This is a genomic window from Geobacillus sp. CCR, assembly GCF_052906625.1.
Window position 1 is genome coordinate 40,874 of sequence record NZ_JBREBQ010000007.1, and the last position, 24,902, is coordinate 65,775.

The 24,902-nt window shown below is 54.0% G+C and carries 22 protein-coding genes and 1 other annotated feature (1 of these 23 cut by a window edge); of the genes, 21 read left to right on the forward strand and 1 reads right to left on the reverse strand.

Annotation, left to right across the window (positions count from 1 at the left end):
- Window positions 1-20 precede the first annotated feature (20 nt).
- From accD to pyk, 4 genes are all read left to right on the forward strand, one after another.
- The gene (accD, locus tag ACVBDQ_RS05410) at window positions 21-893 is read left to right on the forward strand and encodes an acetyl-CoA carboxylase, carboxyltransferase subunit beta (protein ID WP_011232216.1); all 873 of its coding nucleotides are present in this window, start codon (window positions 21-23) and stop codon (window positions 891-893) included.
- Window positions 878-1,855 (forward strand): acetyl-CoA carboxylase carboxyl transferase subunit alpha, encoded by a 978-nt coding sequence (gene accA, locus ACVBDQ_RS05415; protein ID WP_011232215.1) that lies wholly within the window; start codon window positions 878-880, stop codon window positions 1,853-1,855. Before accD ends, accA begins: the two co-directional genes overlap by 16 nt.
- A gap of 179 nt (window positions 1,856-2,034) precedes the next feature.
- Window positions 2,035-2,994 carry a 6-phosphofructokinase gene (gene pfkA, locus ACVBDQ_RS05420; RefSeq protein ID WP_025039132.1) on the forward strand — a complete coding sequence of 320 codons (960 nt, stop codon included), beginning with the start codon at window positions 2,035-2,037 and terminating at the stop codon, window positions 2,992-2,994.
- A 27-nt stretch (window positions 2,995-3,021) separates the two neighbouring features.
- Window positions 3,022-4,785 carry a pyruvate kinase gene (gene pyk, locus ACVBDQ_RS05425; protein ID WP_025039133.1) on the forward strand — a complete coding sequence of 588 codons (1,764 nt, stop codon included), beginning with the start codon at window positions 3,022-3,024 and terminating at the stop codon, window positions 4,783-4,785.
- A gap of 142 nt (window positions 4,786-4,927) precedes the next feature.
- Here pyk and ytvI read toward each other — a convergent pair whose 3' ends face one another.
- On the reverse strand, window positions 4,928-6,046 hold the full coding sequence (gene ytvI / locus ACVBDQ_RS05430; protein WP_023633466.1) for a sporulation integral membrane protein YtvI: 1,119 nt from the start codon (window positions 6,044-6,046) through the stop codon (window positions 4,928-4,930).
- Between the two features lie 93 nt (window positions 6,047-6,139).
- Here ytvI and ACVBDQ_RS05435 point away from each other — a divergent pair, with 93 nt between their 5' ends.
- The 17 genes from ACVBDQ_RS05435 to ytxC all read left to right on the forward strand — a co-directional run bounded on the left by ACVBDQ_RS05435 (window position 6,140) and on the right by ytxC (window position 24,774).
- Complete coding sequence (locus ACVBDQ_RS05435; protein WP_021322131.1) at window positions 6,140-6,595, forward strand: DUF441 domain-containing protein; 456 nt, start codon at window positions 6,140-6,142, stop codon at window positions 6,593-6,595.
- Window positions 6,596-6,888: 293 nt separating this feature from the next.
- Entirely contained in the window at window positions 6,889-8,007 is a 1,119-nt protein-coding gene (gene citZ, locus ACVBDQ_RS05440) for a citrate synthase (RefSeq protein ID WP_042379937.1), read from the forward strand.
- A 72-nt stretch (window positions 8,008-8,079) separates the two neighbouring features.
- Window positions 8,080-9,351: an NADP-dependent isocitrate dehydrogenase gene (gene icd / locus ACVBDQ_RS05445; RefSeq protein WP_011232209.1), complete on the forward strand. Its 1,272-nt coding sequence runs from the start codon at window positions 8,080-8,082 to the stop codon at window positions 9,349-9,351.
- Window positions 9,352-9,377: 26 nt separating this feature from the next.
- The gene (gene mdh, locus ACVBDQ_RS05450; RefSeq protein WP_014196524.1) at window positions 9,378-10,316 is read left to right on the forward strand and encodes a malate dehydrogenase; all 939 of its coding nucleotides are present in this window, start codon (window positions 9,378-9,380) and stop codon (window positions 10,314-10,316) included.
- Between the two features lie 84 nt (window positions 10,317-10,400).
- Window positions 10,401-10,868 (forward strand): MaoC/PaaZ C-terminal domain-containing protein, encoded by a 468-nt coding sequence (locus ACVBDQ_RS05455; protein WP_011232207.1) that lies wholly within the window; start codon window positions 10,401-10,403, stop codon window positions 10,866-10,868.
- A gap of 207 nt (window positions 10,869-11,075) precedes the next feature.
- A complete protein-coding gene (locus ACVBDQ_RS05460; RefSeq protein ID WP_015375585.1) occupies window positions 11,076-11,783 on the forward strand; it encodes a response regulator transcription factor in 708 nt (235 codons plus the stop codon).
- Complete coding sequence (gene pnpS / locus ACVBDQ_RS05465) at window positions 11,776-13,524, forward strand: two-component system histidine kinase PnpS (RefSeq protein ID WP_446663071.1); 1,749 nt, start codon at window positions 11,776-11,778, stop codon at window positions 13,522-13,524. Before ACVBDQ_RS05460 ends, pnpS begins: the two co-directional genes overlap by 8 nt.
- Window positions 13,525-13,677: 153 nt before the next feature.
- Window positions 13,678-16,314 carry a DNA polymerase I gene (gene polA / locus ACVBDQ_RS05470; RefSeq protein ID WP_011232204.1) on the forward strand — a complete coding sequence of 879 codons (2,637 nt, stop codon included), beginning with the start codon at window positions 13,678-13,680 and terminating at the stop codon, window positions 16,312-16,314.
- A 465-nt stretch (window positions 16,315-16,779) separates the two neighbouring features.
- Window positions 16,780-17,604: a DNA-formamidopyrimidine glycosylase gene (gene mutM, locus ACVBDQ_RS05475; RefSeq protein ID WP_025039134.1), complete on the forward strand. Its 825-nt coding sequence runs from the start codon at window positions 16,780-16,782 to the stop codon at window positions 17,602-17,604.
- 27 nt (window positions 17,605-17,631) lie between these two features.
- A complete protein-coding gene (coaE, locus tag ACVBDQ_RS05480) occupies window positions 17,632-18,237 on the forward strand; it encodes a dephospho-CoA kinase (RefSeq protein WP_014196518.1) in 606 nt (201 codons plus the stop codon).
- Window positions 18,238-18,353: 116 nt separating this feature from the next.
- On the forward strand, window positions 18,354-19,382 hold the full coding sequence (locus ACVBDQ_RS05485) for a glyceraldehyde-3-phosphate dehydrogenase (RefSeq protein ID WP_021322135.1): 1,029 nt from the start codon (window positions 18,354-18,356) through the stop codon (window positions 19,380-19,382).
- A gap of 314 nt (window positions 19,383-19,696) precedes the next feature.
- A complete protein-coding gene (speD, locus tag ACVBDQ_RS05490; protein WP_011232199.1) occupies window positions 19,697-20,071 on the forward strand; it encodes an adenosylmethionine decarboxylase in 375 nt (124 codons plus the stop codon).
- A gap of 123 nt (window positions 20,072-20,194) precedes the next feature.
- Window positions 20,195-20,593 (forward strand): hypothetical protein, encoded by a 399-nt coding sequence (locus ACVBDQ_RS05495; protein ID WP_014196515.1) that lies wholly within the window; start codon window positions 20,195-20,197, stop codon window positions 20,591-20,593.
- A 67-nt stretch (window positions 20,594-20,660) separates the two neighbouring features.
- A complete protein-coding gene (gene nrdR / locus ACVBDQ_RS05500) occupies window positions 20,661-21,122 on the forward strand; it encodes a transcriptional regulator NrdR (RefSeq protein WP_013144522.1) in 462 nt (153 codons plus the stop codon).
- Window positions 21,123-21,226: 104 nt separating this feature from the next.
- Window positions 21,227-22,612: a replication initiation and membrane attachment family protein gene (locus ACVBDQ_RS05505; protein WP_025039135.1), complete on the forward strand. Its 1,386-nt coding sequence runs from the start codon at window positions 21,227-21,229 to the stop codon at window positions 22,610-22,612.
- Window positions 22,613-22,623: 11 nt separating this feature from the next.
- Entirely contained in the window at window positions 22,624-23,565 is a 942-nt protein-coding gene (gene dnaI / locus ACVBDQ_RS05510; RefSeq protein ID WP_013144524.1) for a primosomal protein DnaI, read from the forward strand.
- A 333-nt stretch (window positions 23,566-23,898) separates the two neighbouring features.
- A complete protein-coding gene (gene ytxC / locus ACVBDQ_RS05515; protein ID WP_014196512.1) occupies window positions 23,899-24,774 on the forward strand; it encodes a putative sporulation protein YtxC in 876 nt (291 codons plus the stop codon).
- 45 nt (window positions 24,775-24,819) lie between these two features.
- Window positions 24,820-24,902: a binding site (T-box leader), on the forward strand (it continues 148 nt past the right edge of the window).

A 24,902-nucleotide genomic window follows, 5' to 3' on the forward strand; every position in this document is an offset into this window, starting at 1 on the left:
CGCAAAGGAGGGGCTCCCTCGTGTGGAAAGACTTGTTTGTGAAAAAGAAAAAGTATGCACCGCTGCCTTCAGAACAAGCGAGGCATGAAGTGCCGGAAGGCGTGATGACGAAATGTCCGCAATGCAAGAAAATTATGTATACAAAAGAGTTGATCAAAAACTTGCGCGTTTGCCTAAGCTGCGGCTACCATCATCCGATGCCGGCGCGTGAACGGATTGCAAGCCTTCTTGATGACGGCAGCTTCCGCGAGTATGACGCCGATATGATCTCGGTCAATCCGCTCGGCTTTCCGGGCTACATCGAAAAACTGGAAGAAGACCGGCGCAAGTCAGGGCTGAACGAGGCGGTCGTCACCGGCGAAGGGGCGCTTGACGGCCATCCGCTCGTCATTGCTGTCATGGATTCATCGTTTCGCATGGGCAGCATGGGCTCGGTCGTCGGCGAAAAAATCACCCGCGCCGTCGAACGGGCGCGCGAACAGCAGATGCCGTTTCTCATTTTCACCGCTTCCGGCGGCGCCCGCATGCAGGAAGGGGTGTTGAGCCTCATGCAAATGGCGAAAACAAGCGCGGCGCTCAAACGGTTCAGCAACGACGGCGGCTTGTTCATCTCCGTCATGACCCACCCGACGACCGGCGGTGTATCGGCGAGTTTCGCCTCGCTTGGGGATTATAACTTTGCCGAGCCGGGGGCGCTCATTGGTTTTGCCGGCCGCCGCGTCATCGAGCAGACGGTGCGCGAAGAGCTGCCGGACGATTTCCAGACGGCGGAGTTTTTGCTGAAGCACGGGCAGCTTGATGCCGTCATTCACCGCCACGAGCTGAAAGAAACGCTTGCGGTCGTCTTGGATCTTCATCAAAAAGGAGGGGAAGAGGGATGGTGGCGGAATTAGAATTCGAAAAGCCGCTTGTCGAGCTGCGCCGCAAAATTCAAGAGTTGAAAGAGTTCATGAAAACGGCGGACGTCGATTTATCGGCGGAAATCGAAAAGCTTGAGGCGCGCCTCGCCAAGCTGGAAAACGAGATTTATGCGAATTTGACGCCGTGGGACCGCGTGCAAATCGCCCGCCACCCGCAGCGGCCGACGACGCTCGATTACATCGAGCGGTTGTTTACGAACTTTCTTGAGTGCCACGGCGACCGCTGCTTTGGCGATGACGAGGCGATCGTCGGCGGCATCGCCAAATACGACGGACTCCCCGTGACGGTCATCGGTCATCAGCGCGGCAAAGATACGAAAGAAAACTTGCGCCGCAACTTTGGCATGCCGCATCCGGAAGGATACCGGAAGGCGTTGCGGCTCATGAAGCAGGCAGAAAAGTTTTCGCGGCCGATCATCTGCTTTATCGACACGAAAGGCGCCTACCCGGGCAAAGCGGCCGAAGAGCGCGGGCAAAGCGAGGCGATCGCCCGCAACTTGTTTGAAATGGCTGGGCTTACGGTGCCTGTCGTCTGCATCGTCATCGGAGAGGGCGGAAGCGGCGGGGCGCTTGCTCTTGGCGTCGGCAATCATATCCATATGCTTGAAAACTCGACGTATTCGGTCATCTCGCCGGAAGGGGCGGCGGCGATTTTGTGGAAAGACGCCTCATTGGCGCAGCGGGCGGCGGAAACGATGAAAATCACCGCTCATGACTTAAAGGCGCTCGGCGTCATCGATGAAATCATTCCGGAAGTCAAAGGCGGCGCTCATCGCAACGCCGACGAGCAGGCAAAAGAAATTGACCGCGTGCTGCGCCGTTCGCTCAAACAGCTGTTGGCGCTTGACGGCGAAGAGCTCGTCCGGCAGCGCTATGAAAAATTTAAACAAATGGGCCAAGTGTCGTTTTTGCCGGAAACGATTCGGGCAAGATAAGGAAAAAGCTGTCTCCGTCGCGGGACAGCTTTGTTCTATCGTGAAAAAATCCACTTTTGTAAGCCGTTTCAGCGATCGCTTCTATATTGTGTTCCGCTGTTGTTCATGGTACATTAGGGATGTTCAAGAAGACGTATGAGGTCGGACGTGTGCAATTCGATGCAAACGAGGTGGAAATGATGAAACGGATTGGTGTGTTGACAAGCGGCGGCGACTCGCCGGGCATGAATGCGGCCATTCGCGCTGTCGTCCGCAAAGCGATTTACCATGGGGTGGAAGTGTACGGAATCTACCACGGGTATGCCGGGTTGATCGCCGGCAATATCAAAAAGCTGGAAGTCGGGGACGTCGGGGACATCATCCATCGCGGCGGCACCATCCTTTATACCGCGCGCTGCCCGGAGTTTAAGACGGAAGAAGGACAGAAAAAGGGGATCGAGCAGCTGAAAAAGCACGGCATTGAAGGGCTGGTCGTCATCGGCGGCGACGGGTCGTATCAAGGGGCGAAAAAATTGACGGAGCACGGCTTCCCGTGCGTCGGCGTGCCCGGGACGATCGACAACGACATTCCAGGCACCGATTTTACGATCGGTTTTGACACCGCGCTCAATACGGTCATTGACGCCATTGACAAAATCCGCGACACGGCGACGTCGCATGAGCGGACGTACGTCGTCGAAGTGATGGGCCGCCATGCCGGCGATATTGCGCTATGGTCGGGGCTTGCCGGAGGGGCGGAGACGATTTTGATTCCGGAAGCGGACTACGACATGGACGACATCGTCGCTCGCTTGAAGCGCGGCCATGAACGCGGCAAAAAACACAGCATCATCATCGTCGCCGAGGGAGTCGGCAGCGGCGTCGACTTCGGCCGGCAAATTCAAGAGGCGACCGGCTTTGAGACGCGCGTGACGGTGCTTGGCCACGTGCAGCGCGGCGGATCGCCGACGGCGTTTGACCGCGTGTTAGCGAGCCGCCTCGGCGCCCGTGCGGTCGAGCTGCTCCTTGAAGGCAAAGGCGGCCGCTGCGTTGGCATTCAAAACAACCAAATCGTTGACCATGACATTGCCGAAGCGTTGGCGAAAACACATACGGTCGATCAGCGGATGTATACATTGTCGAAAGAGCTGTCGATTTAATTCCCGAGGGGAAAGGAAGAAGAAGTGATGAAGCGGAAAACGAAAATCGTCTGTACGATCGGGCCGGCAAGCGAGAGCGTAGACAAGCTCGTGCAATTGATCGAAGCGGGGATGAACGTGGCGCGACTCAACTTTTCGCACGGAGATCATGAGGAACACGGGCGGCGCATCGCCAACATTCGCGAGGCGGCGAGGCGGACGGGCCAAACGGTCGCCATTTTGCTCGATACGAAAGGCCCGGAAATCCGCACGCACAATATGGAGAACGGCGCCGTCGAACTGAAGGAAGGGGCAAAGCTCATCATTTCGATGAGCGAAGTGCTCGGCACGCCGGAAAAAATTTCCGTCACCTATCCGGGGCTGATCGATGATGTGTCCGTTGGTTCGAAAATTTTGCTGGACGACGGGTTGATCGGCCTTGAAGTCAACGCGGTCGACAAGCAAGCTGGAGAAATTGCCACGACCGTCTTAAACAGCGGTGTGCTCAAAAACAAAAAAGGGGTCAATGTCCCCGGCGTGCGTGTCAATTTGCCGGGCATCACCGAGAAGGACCGAGCCGATATTTTATTTGGCATCCGCCAAGGCATCGACTTCATCGCCGCCTCGTTTGTGCGCCGGGCGTCTGATGTGCTCGAAATCCGCGAGCTGCTCGAGGCGAATGACGCCTTACATATCCAAATTATCGCGAAAATTGAAAATGAAGAAGGCGTCGCCAACATCGATGAAATTTTGGAAGCCGCCGATGGCCTCATGGTGGCGCGCGGCGACCTTGGCGTTGAGATTCCGGCTGAGGAAGTGCCTCTCATTCAAAAAATGCTCATTAAAAAGTGCAACATGCTTGGCAAACCGGTCATCACGGCGACGCAAATGCTCGACTCGATGCAGCGCAATCCGCGGCCGACGCGGGCTGAGGCGAGCGATGTCGCCAACGCCATTTTTGACGGCACCGACGCCGTCATGCTTTCCGGAGAAACCGCAGCCGGCCAGTATCCGGTCGAAGCGGTAAGGACGATGCACCAAATCGCGCTCCGCACCGAGCAGGCGTTGGAGCATCGCGACATTTTGTCCCAGCGCACGAAAGAGAGCCGAACGACGATCACCGATGCCATCGGCCAATCGGTCGCCCACACAGCGCTCAATTTGGATGTCGCGGCGATCGTGACGCCGACGGTGAGCGGAAAAACGCCGCAGATGGTGGCGAAATACCGCCCGAAAGCCCCGATCATCGCGGTGACATCAAACGAAGCGGTCTCGCGGCGGCTGGCGCTCATTTGGGGCGTGTATACGAAAGAAGCACCGCATGTCAATACAACCGATGAAATGCTCGATGTGGCGGTCGACGCGGCAGTGCGCTCCGGCTTGGTGAAGCACGGCGACTTGGTCGTCATCACGGCCGGCGTGCCGGTCGGCGAAACGGGATCGACGAACTTAATGAAAGTGCACGTCATCAGCGACTTGCTTGCCAAAGGGCAAGGCATCGGCCGCAAGTCGGCATTCGGCAAGGCGGTCGTCGCCAAAACGGCAGAAGAGGCGTGCCGAAAAATGGTAGAGGGCGGCATTTTAGTCACCATCAGCACCGATGCCGATATGATGCCGGCGATCGAAAAAGCGGCGGCGATCATCACCGAGGAAGGCGGGTTGACGAGCCATGCGGCGGTCGTCGGCTTAAGCCTTGGCATTCCGGTCGTCGTCGGGGTGGAAAATGCCACAAGCTTGTTTAAAGATGGGCAAGAGATCACGGTCGATGGCGGCTTTGGCGCCGTCTACCGCGGCCATGCGAGCGTGTTGTAACGGACGTTGCAGCAAAACAGGGTGTCCCAAAAGCAGCGGGACACCCTTTCGCATCGTCCTATATACCCATTAAACATCTTTGTGAAACGAAAGATTGTATTCCTATTATAGAAAGCCGAGCTTTTGAGACAGCTCCCTTCGATTACGTGGCCGGCTTGCCGATAATAAAGCGCCAAAGATCACGAAAAACATTGGCGCTATGGAGCGTGCGGATGATGACAAGCGCGACGGGGCCGGCAATCAAGCCGAGAAAGCCGAGCAGTTTGAAGCCGACGAACAAGGCGATGAGCGTCGCGAGCGGATCGAGGCCGATCGTTGAAGAAAGCACTTTCGGCTCCATGATTTGCCGTTGGACGAGGACGACGACATACAGCACGCCCAATCCGATGGCAAACGGAATGTCGCCGCTAGCCATGGTGTAAATGATCCAAGGAACAAATACAATCCCCGTTCCCAAATATGGCAAAAGATCGACGAACCCGATGATCAATGCGATCGTAATGGCGTAATCGACGCGCAAAATAAGCAAGCCGATCAACACGATGACCGTCGTAATCGAAATGAGCGTCGCCTGCGCTTTGATAAAGCCAAACAGCGCCCGCTTTAAATCAAGAAACACCGTTTTTCCGCTTGTGCGGGCTTTCGTCGGCAGCCATTGCTGCGCCATGCGCATCAGACGGTGCCAGTCTTTGCTGATGAAAAACGTCGCCAACAGCGAAAAAATAAACACGGTCGCGGCATTCGGCAGCCAGGCGAGAAGCTGCGGAATGTTTTGCAGGATGCTCTGGACAAATTCACCAACCGTCGTCCCAATTTTTTTTCCGACGGCTTGAATGTTTTGCATAATCGTATCCTGTTGGGCGGCGCTTAAACTTTTAAACATCCCGGCCAAATCTTTGTAAATCGGGATGATTTGGTCGGCGACGAACGTCTCCATGTACGTGATCAATGCTTGAAATTTTTCCGGCACGACGCGGGCTAAATATTGCGTTCCCGAAACGATTTCGGCAACAAGAAGCGTGACCAAGCCGGCGACCGCGGCAAACAACATGATGAGCGTGACGCTGACCGCGAGCCAGCGCGGCATTTTCGCTTTCCGCTCCAAAGCATCGACGAGCGGGTTGATGATCATCGCGATGAAAAAGGCGATGATGAACGGATACGTCACCGTCGCGATGTAGTACATAGCGATGGCGCCGAGCGCGACAGCGGCGATGACAAGAAAAAAGCGCAAAAAGCGATCAACATAAACTCGGGACAATGTTTCACCTCCAACGACGTTCCATATTGATATATTACACGTTTTCTTACGGGGAAGCAAAAAGACAAGTTTCATAGGAAAGGACGGACGACCGTGAACGAACCGGTGTTGTTTTTATTGTTGTTGCTTGCGCTCGGCTTTCTTGCGAAAAACAAGTCGCTTATTGTCGCCGTCGTTGTGCTGTTGGCCATCAAACTTGTCGGCTTGGATCAAAAAGTGCTGCCGATCATTCAGTCCAAAGGGATCAACTGGGGAGTGACGGTCATTACGATCGCCGTGCTCGCTCCCATCGCTTCTGGGGAGATCGGCTTTCGGCAGCTTGTCGGCTCTCTGCAGTCGTTGTCGGCCTGGGTGGCGCTCGCATCTGGCATTTTTGTCGCCTTGATCGCCAAAAATGGAGTAACGCTCCTTGCCAATGACCCGCATATGACCGCCGCGCTTGCATTCGGCACCATCCTCGCGGTTTCGCTGTTTCATGGGGTGGCGGTTGGTCCATTGATCGGCGCTGGCATTGCCTATACGGTCATCAAAATGGTAGAATATTTTTGATCATCAGGCGGTGTGTGGGATCCTCCGTTTTGAGATGAATCGATTTCCATTTTATTCCTGATCATCATTTCTTTTGACGTGTGACAGCTGACAAAAGTCTGATAATTGTTTATAATAATAAACGTGAGTGAGTTTTCGGCCAAGCATTGTGCAGCTGTTGCGACGGGGCGGTTGTCGCCGGCGTCATGTAAGCACTTTCGCGCGCGCGTTTGTTTTTGCCTCCATTTCGAGCAAGCGCTCATCGGCCATCGGTCGTTATGGCCGGAACTTATGAAGAGAAGGGGAGATTGAACATGACAGTAACCCGTGGGTTAGAGGGAGTTGTGGCCACAACTTCAAGCATCAGTTCGATCATCGATGACACGTTGACGTATGTCGGTTATGACATTGACGATTTAGCCGAAAACGCTTCCTTCGAAGAAGTCGTTTATTTGCTTTGGCATCGCGAACTGCCGACGAAAGAGCAGCTTGGGGAATTAAAGAAACAGTTGGCGGAAAACGCTGAAATTCCAAATGAAATCATTGAACACTTCAAGCTGTATCCGATTGACAAGGTGCATCCGATGGCGGCTTTGCGCACCGCGGTATCGCTTCTCGGCTTGTATGACGAAGAGGCGGATGTGATGACGAAAGAGGCGAATTATCGGAAAGCCATTCGCCTGCAGGCGAAAATCCCGACGATTGTCACCGCCTTCGCCCGCGTGCGCAAAGGGTTGGAACCGGTTGCGCCGCGCAAAGATTTGAGCTTTGCCGCCAATTTCTTGTACATGCTGACCGGCAAAGAACCAGACGACATCGCCACGGAAGCGTTCAACAAGGCGCTCGTGCTGCATGCCGACCACGAGTTGAACGCGTCGACGTTCACGGCGCGCGTCTGCGTAGCCACGCTGTCCGATATTTATTCCGGCATCACGGCGGCGATCGGAGCCTTGAAAGGGCCGCTTCACGGCGGGGCGAACGAAGCGGTGATGAAAATGTTGACGGAAATCGGCACGGTCGACAACGTCGAGCCATACATCCGCAGAAAGCTCGCCAACAAAGAAAAAATTATGGGCTTTGGCCATCGCGTTTACCGAAAAGGCGACCCGCGCGCCAAACATTTGAAAAAAATGTCGGAAAAACTGACGAAGCTCGTCGGCGAGCCGCATTGGTATGAAATGTCGACGAAGATTGAAGAAATCGTCACATCGGAAAAAGCGCTGCCGCCGAACGTTGACTTTTATTCCGCCTCGGTTTACCATTGTTTAGGAATCGATCATGATTTGTTTACGCCGATTTTTGCCGTCAGCCGCACCTCGGGATGGTTGGCTCACATCTTGGAACAATACGACAACAACCGTCTCATCCGTCCGCGCGCTGAGTACACCGGCCCAGGCAAGCGGGCGTACGTGCCGATCGACGAGCGCGGCTAAAACAAGTGGACAAGGCGGTGAAGGCGCGCCTTCACGCCTTTTTATAAAAAAACTGCATTGGGGGTTTTGCTCGTGACGCAAGGAGAAAAAATTACAGTCCAAAATGGTGTGCTCAACGTTCCGAACAACCCGATCATTCCGTTCATCGAGGGGGATGGAACCGGCCCGGACATTTGGGCGGCCGCTTCGCGCGTGCTCGAAGCAGCGGTGGAAAAAGCGTACAAAGGTGAGAAAAAAATCGTCTGGAAGGAAGTGCTCGCTGGTGAAAAAGCGTACAAGCTGACGGGCAGCTGGCTTCCGGATGAAACGCTTGAGACGATCCGCGAATACATAATCGCCATTAAAGGGCCGTTGACGACGCCGGTCGGCGGCGGCATCCGCTCGCTGAACGTAGCGCTCCGCCAAGAGCTCGACCTGTTTGTCTGCTTGCGCCCGGTTCGCTACTTCCCAGGCGTTCCGTCGCCGGTGAAACGCCCGGAAGACACCGATATGGTCATTTTCCGGGAAAACACGGAAGACATCTACGCTGGCATTGAATATGCCAAAGGCACGCCGGAAGTGAAAAAAGTCATCGACTTTTTGCAAAACGAAATGGGCGTGCGCAAAATCCGCTTCCCGGAAACGTCCGGCATCGGCATTAAACCGATTTCCGAACAAGGGACGAAACGGCTTGTGCGCGCGGCGATCAACTACGCGATCGAACACGGCCGCAAGTCGGTGACGCTCGTTCATAAAGGAAACATTATGAAATTCACCGAAGGCGCGTTTAAAAACTGGGGTTATGAATTGGCGGAGGAAGAATTCGCCGACAAAGTGTTCACGTGGGCGCAATACGACCGAATCGTTGAAACGGAAGGCAAGGAAGCGGCGAACAAAGCGCTTGCTGATGCGGAAGCGTCCGGCAAAATCATTATCAAAGATGTCATCGCCGACATCTTCCTGCAACAAATTTTGACGCGTCCGCGCGAATTTGACGTCATCGCGACGATGAACTTAAACGGCGACTACATTTCCGACGCGCTGGCCGCTCAAGTCGGCGGCATCGGCATCGCGCCGGGGGCCAACATCAACTACGAAACCGGCCACGCGATTTTCGAAGCGACGCACGGCACGGCGCCGAAATACGCAGGGCTTGACAAAGTCAACCCGTCGTCCGTCATTCTCTCGGGCGTCATGATGTTTGAGCATCTTGGTTGGAACGAAGCGGCGAAATTGATCATCAAAGCGATGGAGAAAACCATCGCCGCGAAAATCGTCACGTATGACTTCGCCCGCCTGATGGAAGGGGCGACGGAAGTGAAATGCTCCGAATTTGCTGATGCGCTCATCCGCAATATGGACTAACCTTTGAAGGAAAGGGATGGCAAACGATGGCGATGAAACGGAAAAAAATCTCGGTGATCGGCGCCGGATTCACGGGGGCGACGACGGCGTTCCTTTTGGCGCAAAAAGAGCTCGGCGACGTCGTGTTGGTCGATATTCCGCAGCTTGAGAACCCAACGAAAGGGAAGGCGCTCGATATGCTCGAGGCAAGCCCGGTGCTCGGCTTTGACGCGAATATCATCGGCACATCGGATTACGCTGACACAGCCGATTCCGACATCGTCGTCATCACAGCAGGCATCGCCCGCAAGCCGGGCATGAGCCGCGACGATTTGGTGACGACGAACCAAAAAATTATGAAGCAAGTGACGAAGGAAGTCGTCAAATACTCGCCGAACTGCTACATCATCGTCTTGACGAACCCGGTCGATGCGATGACGTATACGGTCTTTAAGGAATCCGGATTCCCGAAAAACCGCGTCATCGGCCAGTCGGGCGTCTTGGATACGGCGCGCTTCCGCACGTTCGTCGCCGAGGAGCTGAACATTTCGGTAAAAGATGTCACTGGGTTTGTTTTAGGCGGCCATGGCGATGACATGGTGCCGCTCGTCCGCTACTCGTACGCCGGCGGCATTCCGCTCGAAAAACTCATTCCGAAAGATCGTTTGGACGCCATCGTTGAGCGGACGCGCAAAGGCGGCGGTGAAATCGTCAACCTGCTCGGCAACGGCAGCGCCTACTACGCACCGGCCGCCTCGCTTGTCGAAATGGTCGAAGCGATTTTGAAAGACCAGCGCCGCATTTTGCCGGCGATCGCCTACCTTGAAGGCGAATACGGCTATGAAGGCATTTATTTGGGCGTGCTGACGATCCTCGGCGGCAACGGCATCGAGAAAGTGATCGAGCTCGAGCTGACCGAAGAGGAAAAAGCGGCGCTCGCCAAATCCGTCGAATCCGTTAAAAATGTCATGCGCATGCTGGAATAGCGGCGAGGCAAAAATTCGGGCATTGCCCCGGATTTTTGCCCACAGTCAATGAAAGCGCTTTCTAGACAACGAAGGGGTGGGAACATGTTGAAAAAACGAAAGCTCGGGAGACGGATCGGGGAAATTCAAGCGGGGGAAAAGCTCGTGTTCCAAGCCGCCATCGAAGACAAAGACTTGCTTCTTTATCTTGGGCTGACGGATGATGCCAATCCGCTCTATATCCAGCATGATTATGCTTCACAGACGCCGTTTGGAAAACCGGTCGTGCCGCCGGTCATGTTGACGGGGATGATCACTTCCGCGGTCTCCAAATATTTGCCGGGCCCGGGCAGCTACATTACGCGGCAGGATCTTCGCTTTCTCCGCCCAGTTTATCATTATGAAACGCTCGAATTTTTGCTCGAAGTCGCCGATGTCGATGAGGCGGGCCATTGCGTGACGTTGTCCGTCATGGCGACGCGCGGTGCGGAGACGGTGCTTGACGGAACGCTGTCTGTCTGCCCGCCGCATACGTTGCCGCGCCTAGACGGGCGGGTGCTCGAGAACTTTTGACCTCATGTTGAAAGCAGTCCCCCACTTCGAAACAAAGGGGGAGTTTCATGCCGCTTTCCGCCAAAGGAAGCCAGCCAAACGCGAGGGGCAGTTTTCCGAGGGCAACCTGTCCGCAGGAAAACGCCCTTTTTTCTTTTTTTGTCCGAATCAAGGCGTCAATTGTGGTATCATAAAGGCAGAAACCATTGGACGGGATGGAGGAGCGGCATGGGACGAAAAATTTTAGTTGTCGATGACGAACAGCCGATTGTGACTCTGTTGTCGTACAATTTGGAGAAAGCCGGATTTCACGTCGTGACCGCTCACGATGGCGAAGAGGCGCTCGTGAAAGTAGCGTCCGAGCAGCCGGCGCTCATTATTTTGGACTTGATGCTGCCGAAGCTTGACGGCGTTGATGTGTGCAAGCGGCTTCGCCAGCAGCAAATCATGACGCCGATTTTAATGTTGACGGCTCGCGATGATGAATTTGACAAAGTGCTTGGTCTTGAGCTTGGCGCCGACGACTATATGACAAAGCCGTTCAGCCCGCGCGAAGTCATTGCCCGCGTCAAGGCGATTTTGCGCCGCACGGAGATCGTTCAGCCGGCGGCTGAATCGAGCGAGCGGCTTGTTGTTGGCGAGCTGGAAATTTTTCCGGAACGCTATGAAGCAACGATCGACGGCAAGCCGCTTGAGCTGACGCCGAAAGAGTTTGAGTTGCTCCTTTATTTGGCTCGCCATAAAGGGCGGGTGTTGACGCGCGACCAGCTGCTCAGCGCCGTGTGGAACTACGAGTTTGCCGGCGATACACGCATTGTCGACGTCCATATCAGCCACTTGCGCGAGAAGATCGAAACCGATACGAAAAAACCGATGTACATTAAAACGGTGCGCGGCCTTGGCTACAAGTTGGAGGAACCGAAGCGGCATGAATAGCTTCCGCACCCGCCTTTTGTTTTGGCTCGTGACGCTCATCGCCACGGTGTTGATCGCCCTCGGGCTTTTGCTCGGGCAATTGCTGAAAGATTTTTACGCCGAGACGATGAACAAACGGATGGAAAAAGAGGCCCAAGCGCTTGCGATTTTGCTTGAAAATGAACCGCTCGAGCAAATCCGCGCCGATTTGCAGGAAATGGGGAATGAACTGTCGTCCCGCATCACCGTGCTCGATAAAGAAGAACGGGTGCGGTTTGACAGCGGTCGCGTCGCAGCGATCAGCGACAAAGACCATGAGCGCATCGTCCGCGCGATTTTGCGCAAAAAGCAGTTTCCCCGCTTTTCCGTGATTGAAAAAACAAACGATGTCTATTACTACATCGTCCCGTACGAGCGCGGTGAACGGAGCGGGTACGTCGTTTTAAGCACACCGACGAGCTCACTCCAAAAAGTAAACGAGCAAATTTGGGGCGTGCTCACGAGCAGCCTCGGGATGGCGCTCGTTGTCATCATCGCCCTCGTCTGGAAAATCGCCAATCAATATATGAAGCCGATTGAAGAAGCGACGAAAGTGGCGTTTGAGCTGGAAAAAGGCAATTACGCCGCCCGTGTGCCCGATGGTGAATATAACGAGGCCGGGATGCTTGTGCGCTCGATCAACCGGCTGGCCCGCCATTTGCAGGAGATGAGCAGGGCGCGGGAAATTCAGACCGATCGGCTTCACACGCTCATTGAAAACGTCGGCAGCGGCCTGTTGTTTATTGACCACCGCGGACATATTTCTCTCATCAATCGGGCGTTCCAGACTCAGTTTCATCTCGATCCGTCGGATTGTTTGTACCGTCCGTACGCCGATGTGCTGCCGCATGGCGACATCGTCCGGTTTATCGATGATATTTTCATCACCGAGACGACGATGCGCCGGCATATGCGGCTGACGATTGGCATCGAGCGGAAACATTTCGATGTATACGGGGCTCCCATCATTGGCACGAACGCCGAATGGAAAGGGATTGTCGTCGTGTTTCATGACATTACGGAGCTGAAGCGCCTTGAGCAAATCCGCAAAGACTTTGTCGCCAACGTTTCGCACGAGTTGAAAACGCCGGTGACGTCCATCAAAGGATTCGCCGAAACGCTATTGGATGGCGCTATGAAGGATGAAGCGGCGCTCGAACATTTTTTGACCATCATCTTAAAAGAAAGCGAACGGCTGCAAACGCTCGTTGAGGAACTGTTGGACTTGTCGAAAATCGAGCAGCACGGATTTCAGCTGCAGCTCGAAGACGTGGATATCGCTCAAGTCATCGCCGAAGCGGCTGCTGTGTTTCGCCAAAAAGCGGCGGAAAAACAAATTGATTTGCATATCGAATCGCCATCCGGGCTTGTCATCCGCGGTGACAGAAATCGGATGAAGCAAATTTTGCTGAACTTGCTCGCCAACGCCATCACGTATACGCCGGAGCACGGACGGGTCGCTGTCGAGGCGGAAGAGACGGAGAAAGAAGTGCTGATCCATGTGAAAGACACCGGAATCGGCATTGAGGAAAAGGAAATCCCGCGCATTTTTGAGCGTTTTTACCGCGTCGACAAGGCGCGCAGCCGCGATTCCGGCGGAACGGGGTTGGGCCTGGCGATTGTGAAACATTTGGTTGAGGCTCACCATGGATATATTACCGTAGCGAGCAAAGTGGGGCGCGGCACCGTGTTCACGATCCATTTTCCAAAGCCGGGGCGGTAGCCGGCTTCTTTTGATCATCTCCAACTGAGAAGCCTCCCATTTTTCAGCGTGAGCGTAAGCAGGGGATGAATCGGCGCCTCCCATCATGGTGGGAGAGCGTTCAAGGCAAGCCGCAGGCATGGTACAATAGGACAAGGAAGCATCCGAGGAGGGATGAGATTGAAAAAAAAGCTTGTTTTAATCGACGGCAGCAGCGTGGCGTACCGCGCCTTTTTTGCCTTGCCGCTTTTGCATAACGACAAAGGCATCCATACGAACGCCGTCTACGGGTTTACGATGATGTTGAATAAAATTTTGGCGGAAGAAGAGCCAACTCATATGCTTGTCGCGTTTGACGCCGGGAAAACGACGTTCCGGCATGAAGCGTTTCAAGAGTATAAAGGTGGGCGCCAGCAGACGCCACCGGAGCTGTCGGAGCAGTTTCCGCTGTTGCGCGAGCTGCTGAGGGCATATCGCATCCCCGCCTATGAACTCGAGAACTACGAAGCGGACGATATTATCGGAACGCTTGCCGCCCGCGCTGAGCAGGAAGGGTTTGAGGTGAAAGTCATTTCCGGCGACCGCGATCTGACCCAGCTCGCCTCCCCCCATGTGACGGTGGACATTACGAAAAAAGGGATTACCGATATCGAACCATACACGCCGGAGACGGTCCGCGAAAAATACGGCTTAACTCCGGAACAAATCGTTGATTTGAAAGGATTGATGGGCGACAAATCGGACAACATCCCCGGAGTGCCGGGCATCGGGGAAAAGACGGCGGTCAAGCTGCTCAGGCAATTCGGCACGGTCGAAAATGTGCTTGCCTCCATTGACGAGATCAAAGGCGAAAAGTTGAAAGAAACGCTGCGCCAACACCGGGAGATGGCGCTGTTAAGCAAAAAGCTCGCCGCCATTCGCCGCGACGCCCCGGTCGAGCTCTCGCTTGATGACATCGTCTATCAAGGGGAAGACCGGGAGAAAGTGGTCGCTTTATTTAAAGAGCTTGGGTTTCAATCGTTTTTAGAGAAAATGGAATCGCCGTCATCAGAAGAGGAAAAACCGCTTGCCAAGATGGCATTTACGCTTGCTGACCGCGTGACGGAGGAGATGCTTGCCGACAAGGCGGCGCTTGTCGTTGAAGTGGTCGAGGAAAATTATCATGATGCGCCGATCGTCGGCATCGCTGTGGTCAACGAACATGGACGGTTTTTCCTGCGCCCGGAGACGGCGCTTGCCGATCCGCAGTTTGTCGCCTGGCTTGGTGATGAAACGAAGAAAAAAAGCATGTTTGACTCAAAGCGCGCGGCAGTCGCCTTGAAATGGAAAGGAATTGAGCTATGCGGCGTTTCCTTTGATTTATTGCTGGCCGCCTATTTGCTTGATCCGGCGCAAGGTGTTGATGATGTAGCTGCCGCAGCCAAAATGAAGCAATACGAAGCGGTGCGCCCGGATGAAGCGGTGTATGGCAAAGGGGCGAAGCGGGCCGTGCCGGATGAGCCAGTGCTAGCCGAGCATCTCGTCCGCAAGGCGGCGGCGATTTGGGAGCTCGAACGGCCGTTTTTGGATGAGCTGCGCCGCAACGAACAAGATCGGTTGCTCGTCGAGCTCGAGCAGCCGTTGTCTTCGATTTTGGCGGAAATGGAATTTGCCGGAGTGAAAGTGGATACGAAGCGGCTCGAACAGATGGGCAAAGAGCTCGCCGAGCAGCTCGGCACGGTCGAGCAGCGCATTTATGAGCTCGCCGGCCAAGAATTCAACATCAATTCACCGAAACAGCTCGGCGTCATTTTATTTGAAAAACTGCAGCTGCCCGTCTTGAAAAAAACGAAAACCGGCTACTCCACTTCGGCGGATGTGCTTGAAAAACTTGCGCCTTATCACGAGATCGTGGAAAACATTTTGCATTACCGCCAGCTTGGCAAGTTGCAGTCGACGTATATTGAAGGATTGCTGAAAGTCGTGCGACCCGATACAAAGAAGGTGCATACGATTTTCAATCAGGCGTTGACGCAAACCGGACGGCTCAGCTCGACGGAGCCGAACTTGCAAAACATTCCGATTCGGCTTGAGGAAGGACGGAAAATCCGCCAAGCGTTCGTGCCGTCGGAGTCTGATTGGCTCATTTTCGCCGCCGACTACTCACAAATTGAGTTGCGCGTCCTCGCCCATATTGCGGAAGATGACAATTTAATGGAAGCGTTCCGCCGCGATTTGGATATCCATACGAAAACAGCGATGGACATTTTCCAAGTGAGCGAGGACGAAGTGACGCCCAACATGCGCCGTCAGGCGAAGGCGGTCAACTTTGGGATCGTTTACGGGATCAGTGATTACGGCTTGGCGCAAAACTTAAATATTTCGCGCAAAGAGGCGGCTGAATTCATCGAGCGCTACTTCGAAAGCTTCCCTGGCGTGAAGCGGTATATGGAAAACATTGTGCAAGAAGCAAAACAGAAAGGGTATGTGACGACGCTGCTGCATCGGCGCCGCTATTTGCCGGATATCACGAGCCGCAACTTCAACGTCCGCAGCTTTGCTGAACGGATGGCGATGAACACGCCGATTCAAGGGAGCGCCGCTGACATTATTAAAAAGGCGATGATCGATCTGAACGCCAGACTGAAGGAAGAGCGGCTGCAAGCGCGCCTTTTGCTGCAGGTGCATGACGAGCTCATTTTGGAGGCGCCGAAAGAAGAGATGGAGCGGCTGTGCCGGCTCGTTCCGGAAGTGATGGAGCAAGCGGTCACACTTCGCGTGCCGCTCAAAGTCGATTACCATTACGGCTCGACATGGTATGACGCGAAATAAAAAGGAGTCTTGGTGTGGATCGCCGGCACCCCTAAAAGGCCGGTGATTTAAGGGGAAATACTGCTCTCCAACAGTGTTTCTCAAATTGAAAAACCTTGCAACACCATCACTTCATTCCTTGTGATTTCTCATAAATCAAGCGAATCCATTGTTTTTCATCAGCCTTCTAAGAAGGCCTGTGATGGAATGAAAAAGCAGTTTCACAACGACTCTTCTCCAGTTGAGAAGCCTTGGGACATCGAGTCGTCCTTCTCAACCAACATGACCGATTTTGCGAAAATCAGCGTTTCTCACCGGCCTTCTAGGCAGAATCTTTCGGTGCGACGATTCTCGGCTGCAACTCGATGAATTGGAGCGAAACAGCTGCCGCCCCATGGAGAATCTTTCTCTCGGCGGATGAACCGGCGTCAATGCGAAAGCGTCGGCGGGAACGATGCAGGAAAACGGAGGAAAGGGGGGATCGCCATGCCGGAATTGCCGGAGGTGGAAACGATCCGTCGTACGCTTTTGCCGCTTATTGTCGGAAAAACGATTGAGGATGTGCGCATCTTTTGGCCGAACATCATCCGACATCCGCGAGACCCCGAGGAGTTTGCGGCAAGAATGATCGGACAGACGGTGCGTGGTTTGGAACGGAGAGGGAAGTTTTTGAAATTCCTGCTCGACCGCGATGCACTCATTTCCCATTTGCGCATGGAAGGGCGCTACGCCGTTGCTTCTGCCCTCGAGCCGCTCGAACCGCATACGCACGTCGTGTTTTGCTTCACGGACGGCAGCGAACTCCGTTACCGCGACGTGCGCAAGTTCGGAACGATGCACGTTTATGCCAAAGAAGAAGCTGACCGTCGGCCGCCGCTTGCTGAGCTTGGGCCGGAGCCGCTTTCCCCGGCGTTTTCCCCAGCTGTATTGGCGGAGCGGGCGGTGAAAACGAAACGGTCGGTCAAAGCGTTGCTCCTTGATCAGACGGTCGTGGCTGGGTTTGGCAATATTTATGTCGACGAATCGCTGTTTCGCGCCGGCATTCTTCCCGGCCGGCCGGCCGCCTCTCTCTCCAGCAAAGAGATCGAGCGCCTGCATGAGGAAATGGTGGCGACGATCGGCGAGGCGGTCATGAAAGGGGGAAGCACGGTGCGCACGTATGTGAACACGCAAGGGGAAGCGGGTGCGTTTCAGCATAGCTTGTTCGTCTACGGACGCAAAGGAGAGCCATGCAAACGATGCGGCACGCCGATTGAAAAAACGGTCGTCGCCGGCCGCGGCACGCATTATTGCCCGCGCTGCCAGCGCTAGGCGGCGTGTAAAAAGGAGAGAGGTTCCATGACGTTGACGATCGGATTGACCGGCGGGATCGCCAGCGGCAAAAGCACGGTGAGCGCGATGATGCGCGAGCTCGGCCTTCCGGTCATTGATGCTGACGAAGCGGCGCGCGCCGTCGTCCGACCGGGGGAAGACGCCTACCGTCAGATTGTCGCCGCCTTCGGTCCGGGCATTTTGCAGACAAATGGAGAGATCGATCGGGCGAAACTCGGGGCGATCGTGTTCAACGACGAAGAAGAACGGAAAAAGCTAAACGCCATCGTTCACCCGGCGGTGCGTCAGAAAATGCTCGCGGAGAAAGAAGCGCTCGTCCGTTCCGGGGCGAAAACGGTCGTATTGGACATTCCGCTTTTATTTGAAAGCGGATTGACATCCTGGGTCGATAAAGTACTTGTCGTGTATGTTGACGATGACATCCAGCTTCGCCGGCTGATGGAGCGGAACGGGTTCACTGAGGAAGAAGCGCGCGCCCGCATTCGCGCTCAATGGCCGCTGGCGGAAAAAATGAAGCGGGCCGACGCGGTCATCAACAATAACGGAACGAGGGAAGAGACACGCCGTCAGCTGTTGGCTATTTTGAAACAATGGGACGCCTTGGAAAAATAGGCGTCTTTTTTGTTCGCTTTCAGTCATTTTGTTCTCCACATTTCCTAAAAATATGATATACTATTTATACGAATATAAGAAAATAGTATAACATATATGAGAGGAGAACAAAGTGAATGAAGGCGAAAGTGGCGATTAACGGTTTCGGACGAATCGGACGGATGGTGTTCCGGCGCGCCATCAATTCCTCTGACCTCGACATTGTGGCGGTGAACGCCAGCTATCCGCCGGAAACGTTAGCCCATTTAGTGAAATATGACTCAAACCACGGTAAATTTGACGGTGAGGTCATCGCCTTGGAAGACGGCCTGCTCGTCAACGGCAAAAAAGTGAGGCTGTTAAACTCGCGCGACCCGAAACAGCTGCCGTGGAAAGAGCTTGATATCGATATTGTGATTGAAGCGACCGGAAAATTCAACGACCGCGAAAAGGCGAGCCTTCACCTTGAGGCAGGGGCGAAGCGCGTCATTTTAACCGCCCCGGGCAAAAATGAAGATGTGACGATCGTTGTTGGCGTCAACGAGCATATGCTTGACATCGACCGCCATTTCATCATTTCGAACGCCTCGTGTACGACAAACTGTTTGGCTCCGGTCGTCAAAGTGCTCGATGAAGCGTTTGGGATTGAAAACGGCCTGATGACGACAGTTCACGCGTATACGAACGACCAAAAAAACATCGACAACCCGCATAAAGATTTGCGCCGCGCCCGCTCATGCGCGCAGTCGATCATCCCGACGACAACGGGAGCGGCGAAAGCGCTTGGCCTAGTGCTGCCGCATTTAAAAGGGAAGCTTCATGGCATGGCGCTCCGCGTCCCGACGCCGAACGTCTCGCTCGTCGACTTGGTCGTCGACTTGAAGCGCGATGTGACGGTTGATGAGGTGAACGAGGCGCTGATCCGCGCTGCCAACGGCCCATTGAAAGGCATCTTGGATTTCACGATGGAGCCGCTTGTCTCGATCGATTTCAATACGAATCCGCATTCTGCGATTATCGACGGCCTGTCGACGATGGTGATGGAAGGGCGAAAAGTGAAAGTGCTCGCTTGGTATGACAATGAATGGGGCTATTCGTGCCGCGTCGTTGATTTAGCCCATCTTGTCGCGGCCAAAATGAATGAGCGTCTCAGCGTCAATGCGTAACAGCGGTTCGATGTGAAGCGCGCCGCCTGCGCTATGGCTTTTGCGATCCGCACAAACGGATCGGGCCACGGTGCGGGCGTGGGCGCTTTTTCTCTTTTTTATGCAAAAAAATTAAAAAAGCCTGTTGCAAAAACCCCCTAAACAAAGTATACTATGTCTCGTGAACTTCTTAACGGCAAGGGTAATGTGACTACTTAAAGGGTTAGGACCTCTTAGGACTAACTTTCCCCCGTGGTAGTTATACATGCCATTTTGCAACTCACCTTCTGTTTTTTTATTTGTTTGAGAAAATTGGTTAAAGGGGGATTCTTTTCATGGACACGATGGGTCGTCACGTTATCTCGGAACTTTGGGGATGCGACTTTGACAAACTGAATGATATTGATTTTATTGAAAAAACGTTCGTTGACGCCGCGTTAAAGTCGGGAGCGGAGATTCGCGAAGTGGCGTTCCATAAATTCGCTCCGCAAGGCGTAAGCGGGGTCGTCATTATTTCGGAATCGCATTTGACGATTCACACCTTTCCCGAACACGGCTATGCGAGCATTGATGTGTATACATGCGGCCATTTAGACCCGACGATTGCCGCCGATTACATTGCCGAAATGCTGGGCGCGCAAACGCGGGAAACGATTGAACTTCCGCGCGGCATGCGCCCGATCGAAGTGAAAAAGGCGCAGGCGCTGTAATTGGATAATGATAAACCGAAAGGAGCGTAAGCGAAACGCTCCTTTTTTTGCGCCCTCGGCGGTACAACAGCGGCGAAAATCATGGTATGATGGAAGAAAAAGAATGACTAGGGAGACGTGGCAATGAGCATGTGGAAAACACTCAAATACGCCTTCACAAACCATTGTGAAACGCGGGAAAATCATGAAGATGAAGAGCTAAGAAGCCATTATTACAAAGCGACGAACCGCGCCGTCATCGATGCGGTCAAGGAGCTGCTCTCGTCGCTGCCCGGCGCCGAGCTCGTTTCTGTTTCCGAAGAGCGCGGCGAAATTTGTGCGCAAACAAAGCGCGGCAAAAAGTTGTTCATCGTCGCTACCGTCATTTCCGTGCGGCCGTTTGAAACGGCGGTCGACTTTTCCGCGACGACGGAGACGAAGCTATTGCCGTTTGATTTTGGGCATAGCCGGGCGGTCATTCTCGATTTGTATCGGAAGCTCGACGCCCGCCTGCCCTATATCGGTTCCGGACTGAACAGCTAACTATATCTTGTCTGCTTTCGTCCATTCCGGTATGATAGAAAATAAGAAGATCAACGGAGTGGATGTTATGCGATGTCCTTCATGCCATCATCAAGGCACGCGCGTGCTTGACTCGCGCCCGGTTGAAGAGGGTCGTTCGATCCGCCGCCGGCGGGAGTGCGAACAGTGCCATTATCGGTTTACGACGTTTGAGCGGATCGAGGAGCCGCCGCTGATTGTTGTGAAAAAAGAGGGAACGCGCGAAGAATTCAGCCGGGAGAAAATTTTGCGCGGCTTGATCAAAGCGTGCGAGAAGCGGCCGGTGGCGCTCGAGGAGCTTGAAAAAGTGACGCAGGAAATTGAGCGCGAACTGCGCAATCAAGGCGTCTCGGAAGTGAAAAGCGAAACGATCGGCGAAATGGTGATGGAGCGCCTGTCACACATCGATGAGGTCGCCTATGTCCGCTTCGCTTCCGTCTATCGGCAGTTTAAAGATATTAATGTGTTCATTGAAGAACTGAAAGAGCTGATCAAAAAAGGGCAACGGTAAAAAGGGCTTTGGCGTTAGGCGGCAAGCCCTTTTTTCAACGTCTTTTCGGCAGGAAAGGGGAGAGCCGGTTTGAAACGAATACGGCGGAATGGAAGGTCGGAGCGATGCAGCACCATTGGAAAGAGCTGATTGCTGTCGACCGTTATACCGTGCAAAGCCGTGGGGTGTTGCAAGAGGTGGACCGTAAAGTGCTGACGCTGCTTTACCAGCCGCTCATCGGCTGCCGGGCGTTGGCGCTTTATATGACGCTTTGGGGGGAGCTTGAGCTGCTTGACGGCCAGGAAGCGACCCATCATCGGCTTATGGCGCTCATGCAGTGCGGACTGCCGGACATTTACAGCGAACGGTTGAAACTCGAAGGAATCGGGCTGCTCGACACATACGTCCACGCTCCAGAGGCGGATGAACCGAAGCTGTTTCTTTATGAGCTGCGTCCGCCGCTGGCGCCAGACCAGTTTTTCCGCGACGAGATGTTGAGCGTTTTTTTGCACCGGCAAGTCGGCCGCCACTTGTTTATCCAGCTGAGCAACTTTTTTGCCCGTCCGTCCATTGATGAAACGAAATTCACCCAGGTGACGCGGTCGTTTTCCGACGTGTTTTCGGCCGTGCCCGCTGAACAAATCGTCGCCGGCCTCAGCGAAGAAGCCGGGCCCGAGCTGCTTGAAGGGAAGGATCACATCAGGCGGGATGAGGCGTCGTATGTGCTCGATGATGATGTATTCGACTTTGAGCTGTTTTTTGCCGGCCTGTCCAAGCAGCTTGTGCCGCGCCGGGCTGTGACAGCGAAAGTGAAGGAAGCGATTAAAAAGCTGGCGTTTTTATACGGCATTCCGCCGCTTGAGATGCAAAAACTGGTCCTTGGCGTCATCGATCCGGCCTATCATATCGATATTGACGCGTTGCGCCGGGCGGCGCGCGAATGGTATGAGCTCGAACATGGCGGTGTCGAGCCGCGCCTCGTCGAACGAGTGCAGCCGCTCGCCTACCGGACGATGGAAAACATCGAACCGCGCACAAAAGAGGAGCAACTAATGAAACAGCTGGAAACAATTTCCCCGCGCCAGCTGCTGAAAGAGATTTCAGGCGGCGCTGAGCCGTCGCTTGCTGATTTGCAGTTGATCGAAGACATTATGTTCCAGCAGCAGCTGCTCCCCGGAGTTGTCAACGTGCTCATTTATTATGTCATGCTCCGGACGAATATGAAGCTGTCGAAAAAATACGTAGAAAAAATCGCCAGCCATTGGGCGCGCAAAAAGGTGAAAACCGTGAAGGAAGCAATGGAACTGGCGAAAGAAGAGGCGAAAACATACCAAAACTGGGCGAACGAAAAGGAAAAAGGGACGCGGACGGTGCGCAAAGTCGTGCGCACGGAAATCGTCCCGGACTGGCTGAACATGGATTACAGCCAGCCGGATGATGATGATTTTGACGTCGAACAGGCGCGCAAAGAGCTTGAGGAACGGCTGAAAAAATACCGTGATGAATCATAGAGGGAAAAGCCATGGAACGAGTAAACCACCTGTTGCAGCGGTTGCTTGGCAATCAACGGTTTAAACAACGCTACGAACAAATGAAACGCTACATTTTGGAGCATCCGGACGTGCAGCCGTTTTTGCGGGCGCACGAACGGCAATTGTCGGCCGATGCGGTTGACCGCAGCTTGATGAAGCTGTATGAGTTCATCGAGCAGCACGGGAATTGCCGCCAATGTCCGGGCCTTGAGCGATGCAACAACATGCTGCCGGGGTACCATCCAAATTTGGTGGTCAACGGTGGAAGGATCGACGTTGAGTACGACCGCTGCCCCAAAAAAGTGCAGCATGACGAGCGAAAACGGCAAGAGTCGCTCATTCAAAGCATGTTCATGCCGCGCGAAATCTTGCGTGCTTCGCTCTCTGACGTCGATCTCAATGACGATGGGCGGATCAAAGCGATCCGATTTGCCGAGCGGTTTGTGGCGGAATACGAGCCAGGGAAAAAAATGAAAGGCTTGTATTTGCACGGATCGTTTGGGGTGGGCAAAACGTATTTGCTCGCCGCGATCGCCAACGAGCTGGCGAAGCGAAACGTTTCGTCGCTGATCGTCTACGTGCCCGAGCTGTTTCGTGAGATGAAACATTCGCTTCAAGACCAGACGATGAACGAAAAGCTTGATTATATCAAAAAAGTGCCGGTGCTGATGCTCGATGACCTTGGGGCGGAGGCGATGTCAAGCTGGGTGCGCGATGATGTATTTGGCCCGATCTTGCAATACCGGATGTTTGAAAACTTGCCGACGTTTTTCACGTCGAACTTTGATATGCAGCAGCTCGCCCATCATTTGACGTATTCGCAGCGCGGCGAAGAAGAGAAGGTGAAGGCGGCGCGCATTATGGAGCGAATCCGCTATTTGGCCTATCCGATTGAAATCACTGGACCGAACCGCCGTGAGCAAAATATATAAAGGCGATTTGAAACGTTGCCGTTTGCACAGGCATGTTGATTAACCCATAAAAACTAGTTGAGCAGGTTCTGTTTCTAGCTTTTCTGCCGTAGTCGGCAAGCGGTTCGTTTGCCGACTGGGGCTGACCCAAAAGGGTAATTTCCCTTAAACAAAACACAACATATTTGTTTTATGCCTGTATACGGTAATAAGAAAGGGTGTCCCGATCCTTTTGGGGCACCCTCTCCTCGAACAATGAACGCCGCTAAGCTTTGTGGTTTTTTAGTCTAAACAGCCCGTTGTCCCCATATATATAAACCAAGCATTCCTTTCGGGCTAAAGGGGGGACAGCGGGTGATCGAAATCCATTTTGACGAGGCAAGCGAGGCGGAAAAATTGGTTGGGCTGCTAGATCACCGGCAACCGGATGACGGTCCGCTGTTTCATGCCGCTTATGACGGGAACAAAACCGTGGCGGTTTACATACAGGGCGAGGAGAAGCGTGTGCTTGAGGAGCATATCATCCCAGCGATGACGGCGTTTATGCAGGAGGTGATGGAAGACCGGCTGCTGCTATCCATCATTGCCAATGTTTTTTATTTCCGCGACGTCGAAGAACAGCAGCAAATTTTGGCCCTCGCTCATTCGTTTTTGGACGGCGAGCGGAGCGATTACCGGAAAAGCGCGGCGTTTGCCGCCTCGCGCACCGTGATGTTGCGCGACGCTTTTGCCTCCTTTTTGCGCGACGGCTTGTCATTTTCGTTTTCTTCGTTCGTTACGTTCCGGTTAAAGCCGTATATGGAGCGCCTCCAACATTATGTCGAGCTGGCGATTGATGAATACAAGCTGGAGCAGGAGTATCAAAATTTTGTGCAAATGCTGCGCGACTGCCTGGCTGGCCGGACGCCGCAATGGCCGCGCCTGTATTTGGTGCACGATCCGCCGCACTTCGTATTTTACGACAGCGAGCGGCGGGAGCTGTCGGCGGCGGAAGTGAGACAGTTGATCGACCGCCATCTCGTCTTCAGCCAGCCGATGTATATTGATGCATCGGTGCTCGCTCCGCTTGTCTCGCTCGCTCCGGCGGAAATTGAGCTGTACACCGATCATCCGGATGACGGCATGGTGCAGACACTGCAAAACGTGTTTCAAGAACGGCTGATCGTCTGCCGCCGCGCCGATTTTTCCCGCTTGTTTGCCGCCAACGCTGGAAATGGGGGAGAAGCTTGATTTTTCCTGCTGTTTTCGCTATAATGTCGTCATGAATATGGATGAATACAAGCGATGACGAGGACATGGGTGCATTTTTACGGTTTCCAGAGAGGGAAGGCAGCGGCTGGAACCTTCCTAACACGAAA

Coding starts and splice junctions, on each gene's coding strand:
- ACVBDQ_RS05505 (WP_025039135.1), top strand. CDS start 21,227: ATGCAGCACCATTGGAAAGAGCTGATTGCTGTCGACCGTTATACCGTG.
- pyk (WP_025039133.1), top strand. CDS start 3,022: ATGAAGCGGAAAACGAAAATCGTCTGTACGATCGGGCCGGCAAGCGAG.
- mutM (WP_025039134.1), top strand. CDS start 16,780: ATGCCGGAATTGCCGGAGGTGGAAACGATCCGTCGTACGCTTTTGCCG.
- coaE (WP_014196518.1), top strand. CDS start 17,632: ATGACGTTGACGATCGGATTGACCGGCGGGATCGCCAGCGGCAAAAGC.
- pnpS (WP_446663071.1), top strand. CDS start 11,776: ATGAATAGCTTCCGCACCCGCCTTTTGTTTTGGCTCGTGACGCTCATC.
- ACVBDQ_RS05495 (WP_014196515.1), top strand. CDS start 20,195: ATGAGCATGTGGAAAACACTCAAATACGCCTTCACAAACCATTGTGAA.
- dnaI (WP_013144524.1), top strand. CDS start 22,624: ATGGAACGAGTAAACCACCTGTTGCAGCGGTTGCTTGGCAATCAACGG.
- polA (WP_011232204.1), top strand. CDS start 13,678: ATGAGATTGAAAAAAAAGCTTGTTTTAATCGACGGCAGCAGCGTGGCG.
- ACVBDQ_RS05460 (WP_015375585.1), top strand. CDS start 11,076: ATGGGACGAAAAATTTTAGTTGTCGATGACGAACAGCCGATTGTGACT.
- nrdR (WP_013144522.1), top strand. CDS start 20,661: ATGCGATGTCCTTCATGCCATCATCAAGGCACGCGCGTGCTTGACTCG.
- citZ (WP_042379937.1), top strand. CDS start 6,889: ATGACAGTAACCCGTGGGTTAGAGGGAGTTGTGGCCACAACTTCAAGC.
- ACVBDQ_RS05455 (WP_011232207.1), top strand. CDS start 10,401: ATGTTGAAAAAACGAAAGCTCGGGAGACGGATCGGGGAAATTCAAGCG.
- mdh (WP_014196524.1), top strand. CDS start 9,378: ATGGCGATGAAACGGAAAAAAATCTCGGTGATCGGCGCCGGATTCACG.
- speD (WP_011232199.1), top strand. CDS start 19,697: ATGGACACGATGGGTCGTCACGTTATCTCGGAACTTTGGGGATGCGAC.
- ACVBDQ_RS05485 (WP_021322135.1), top strand. CDS start 18,354: ATGAAGGCGAAAGTGGCGATTAACGGTTTCGGACGAATCGGACGGATG.
- pfkA (WP_025039132.1), top strand. CDS start 2,035: ATGAAACGGATTGGTGTGTTGACAAGCGGCGGCGACTCGCCGGGCATG.
- accA (WP_011232215.1), top strand. CDS start 878: ATGGTGGCGGAATTAGAATTCGAAAAGCCGCTTGTCGAGCTGCGCCGC.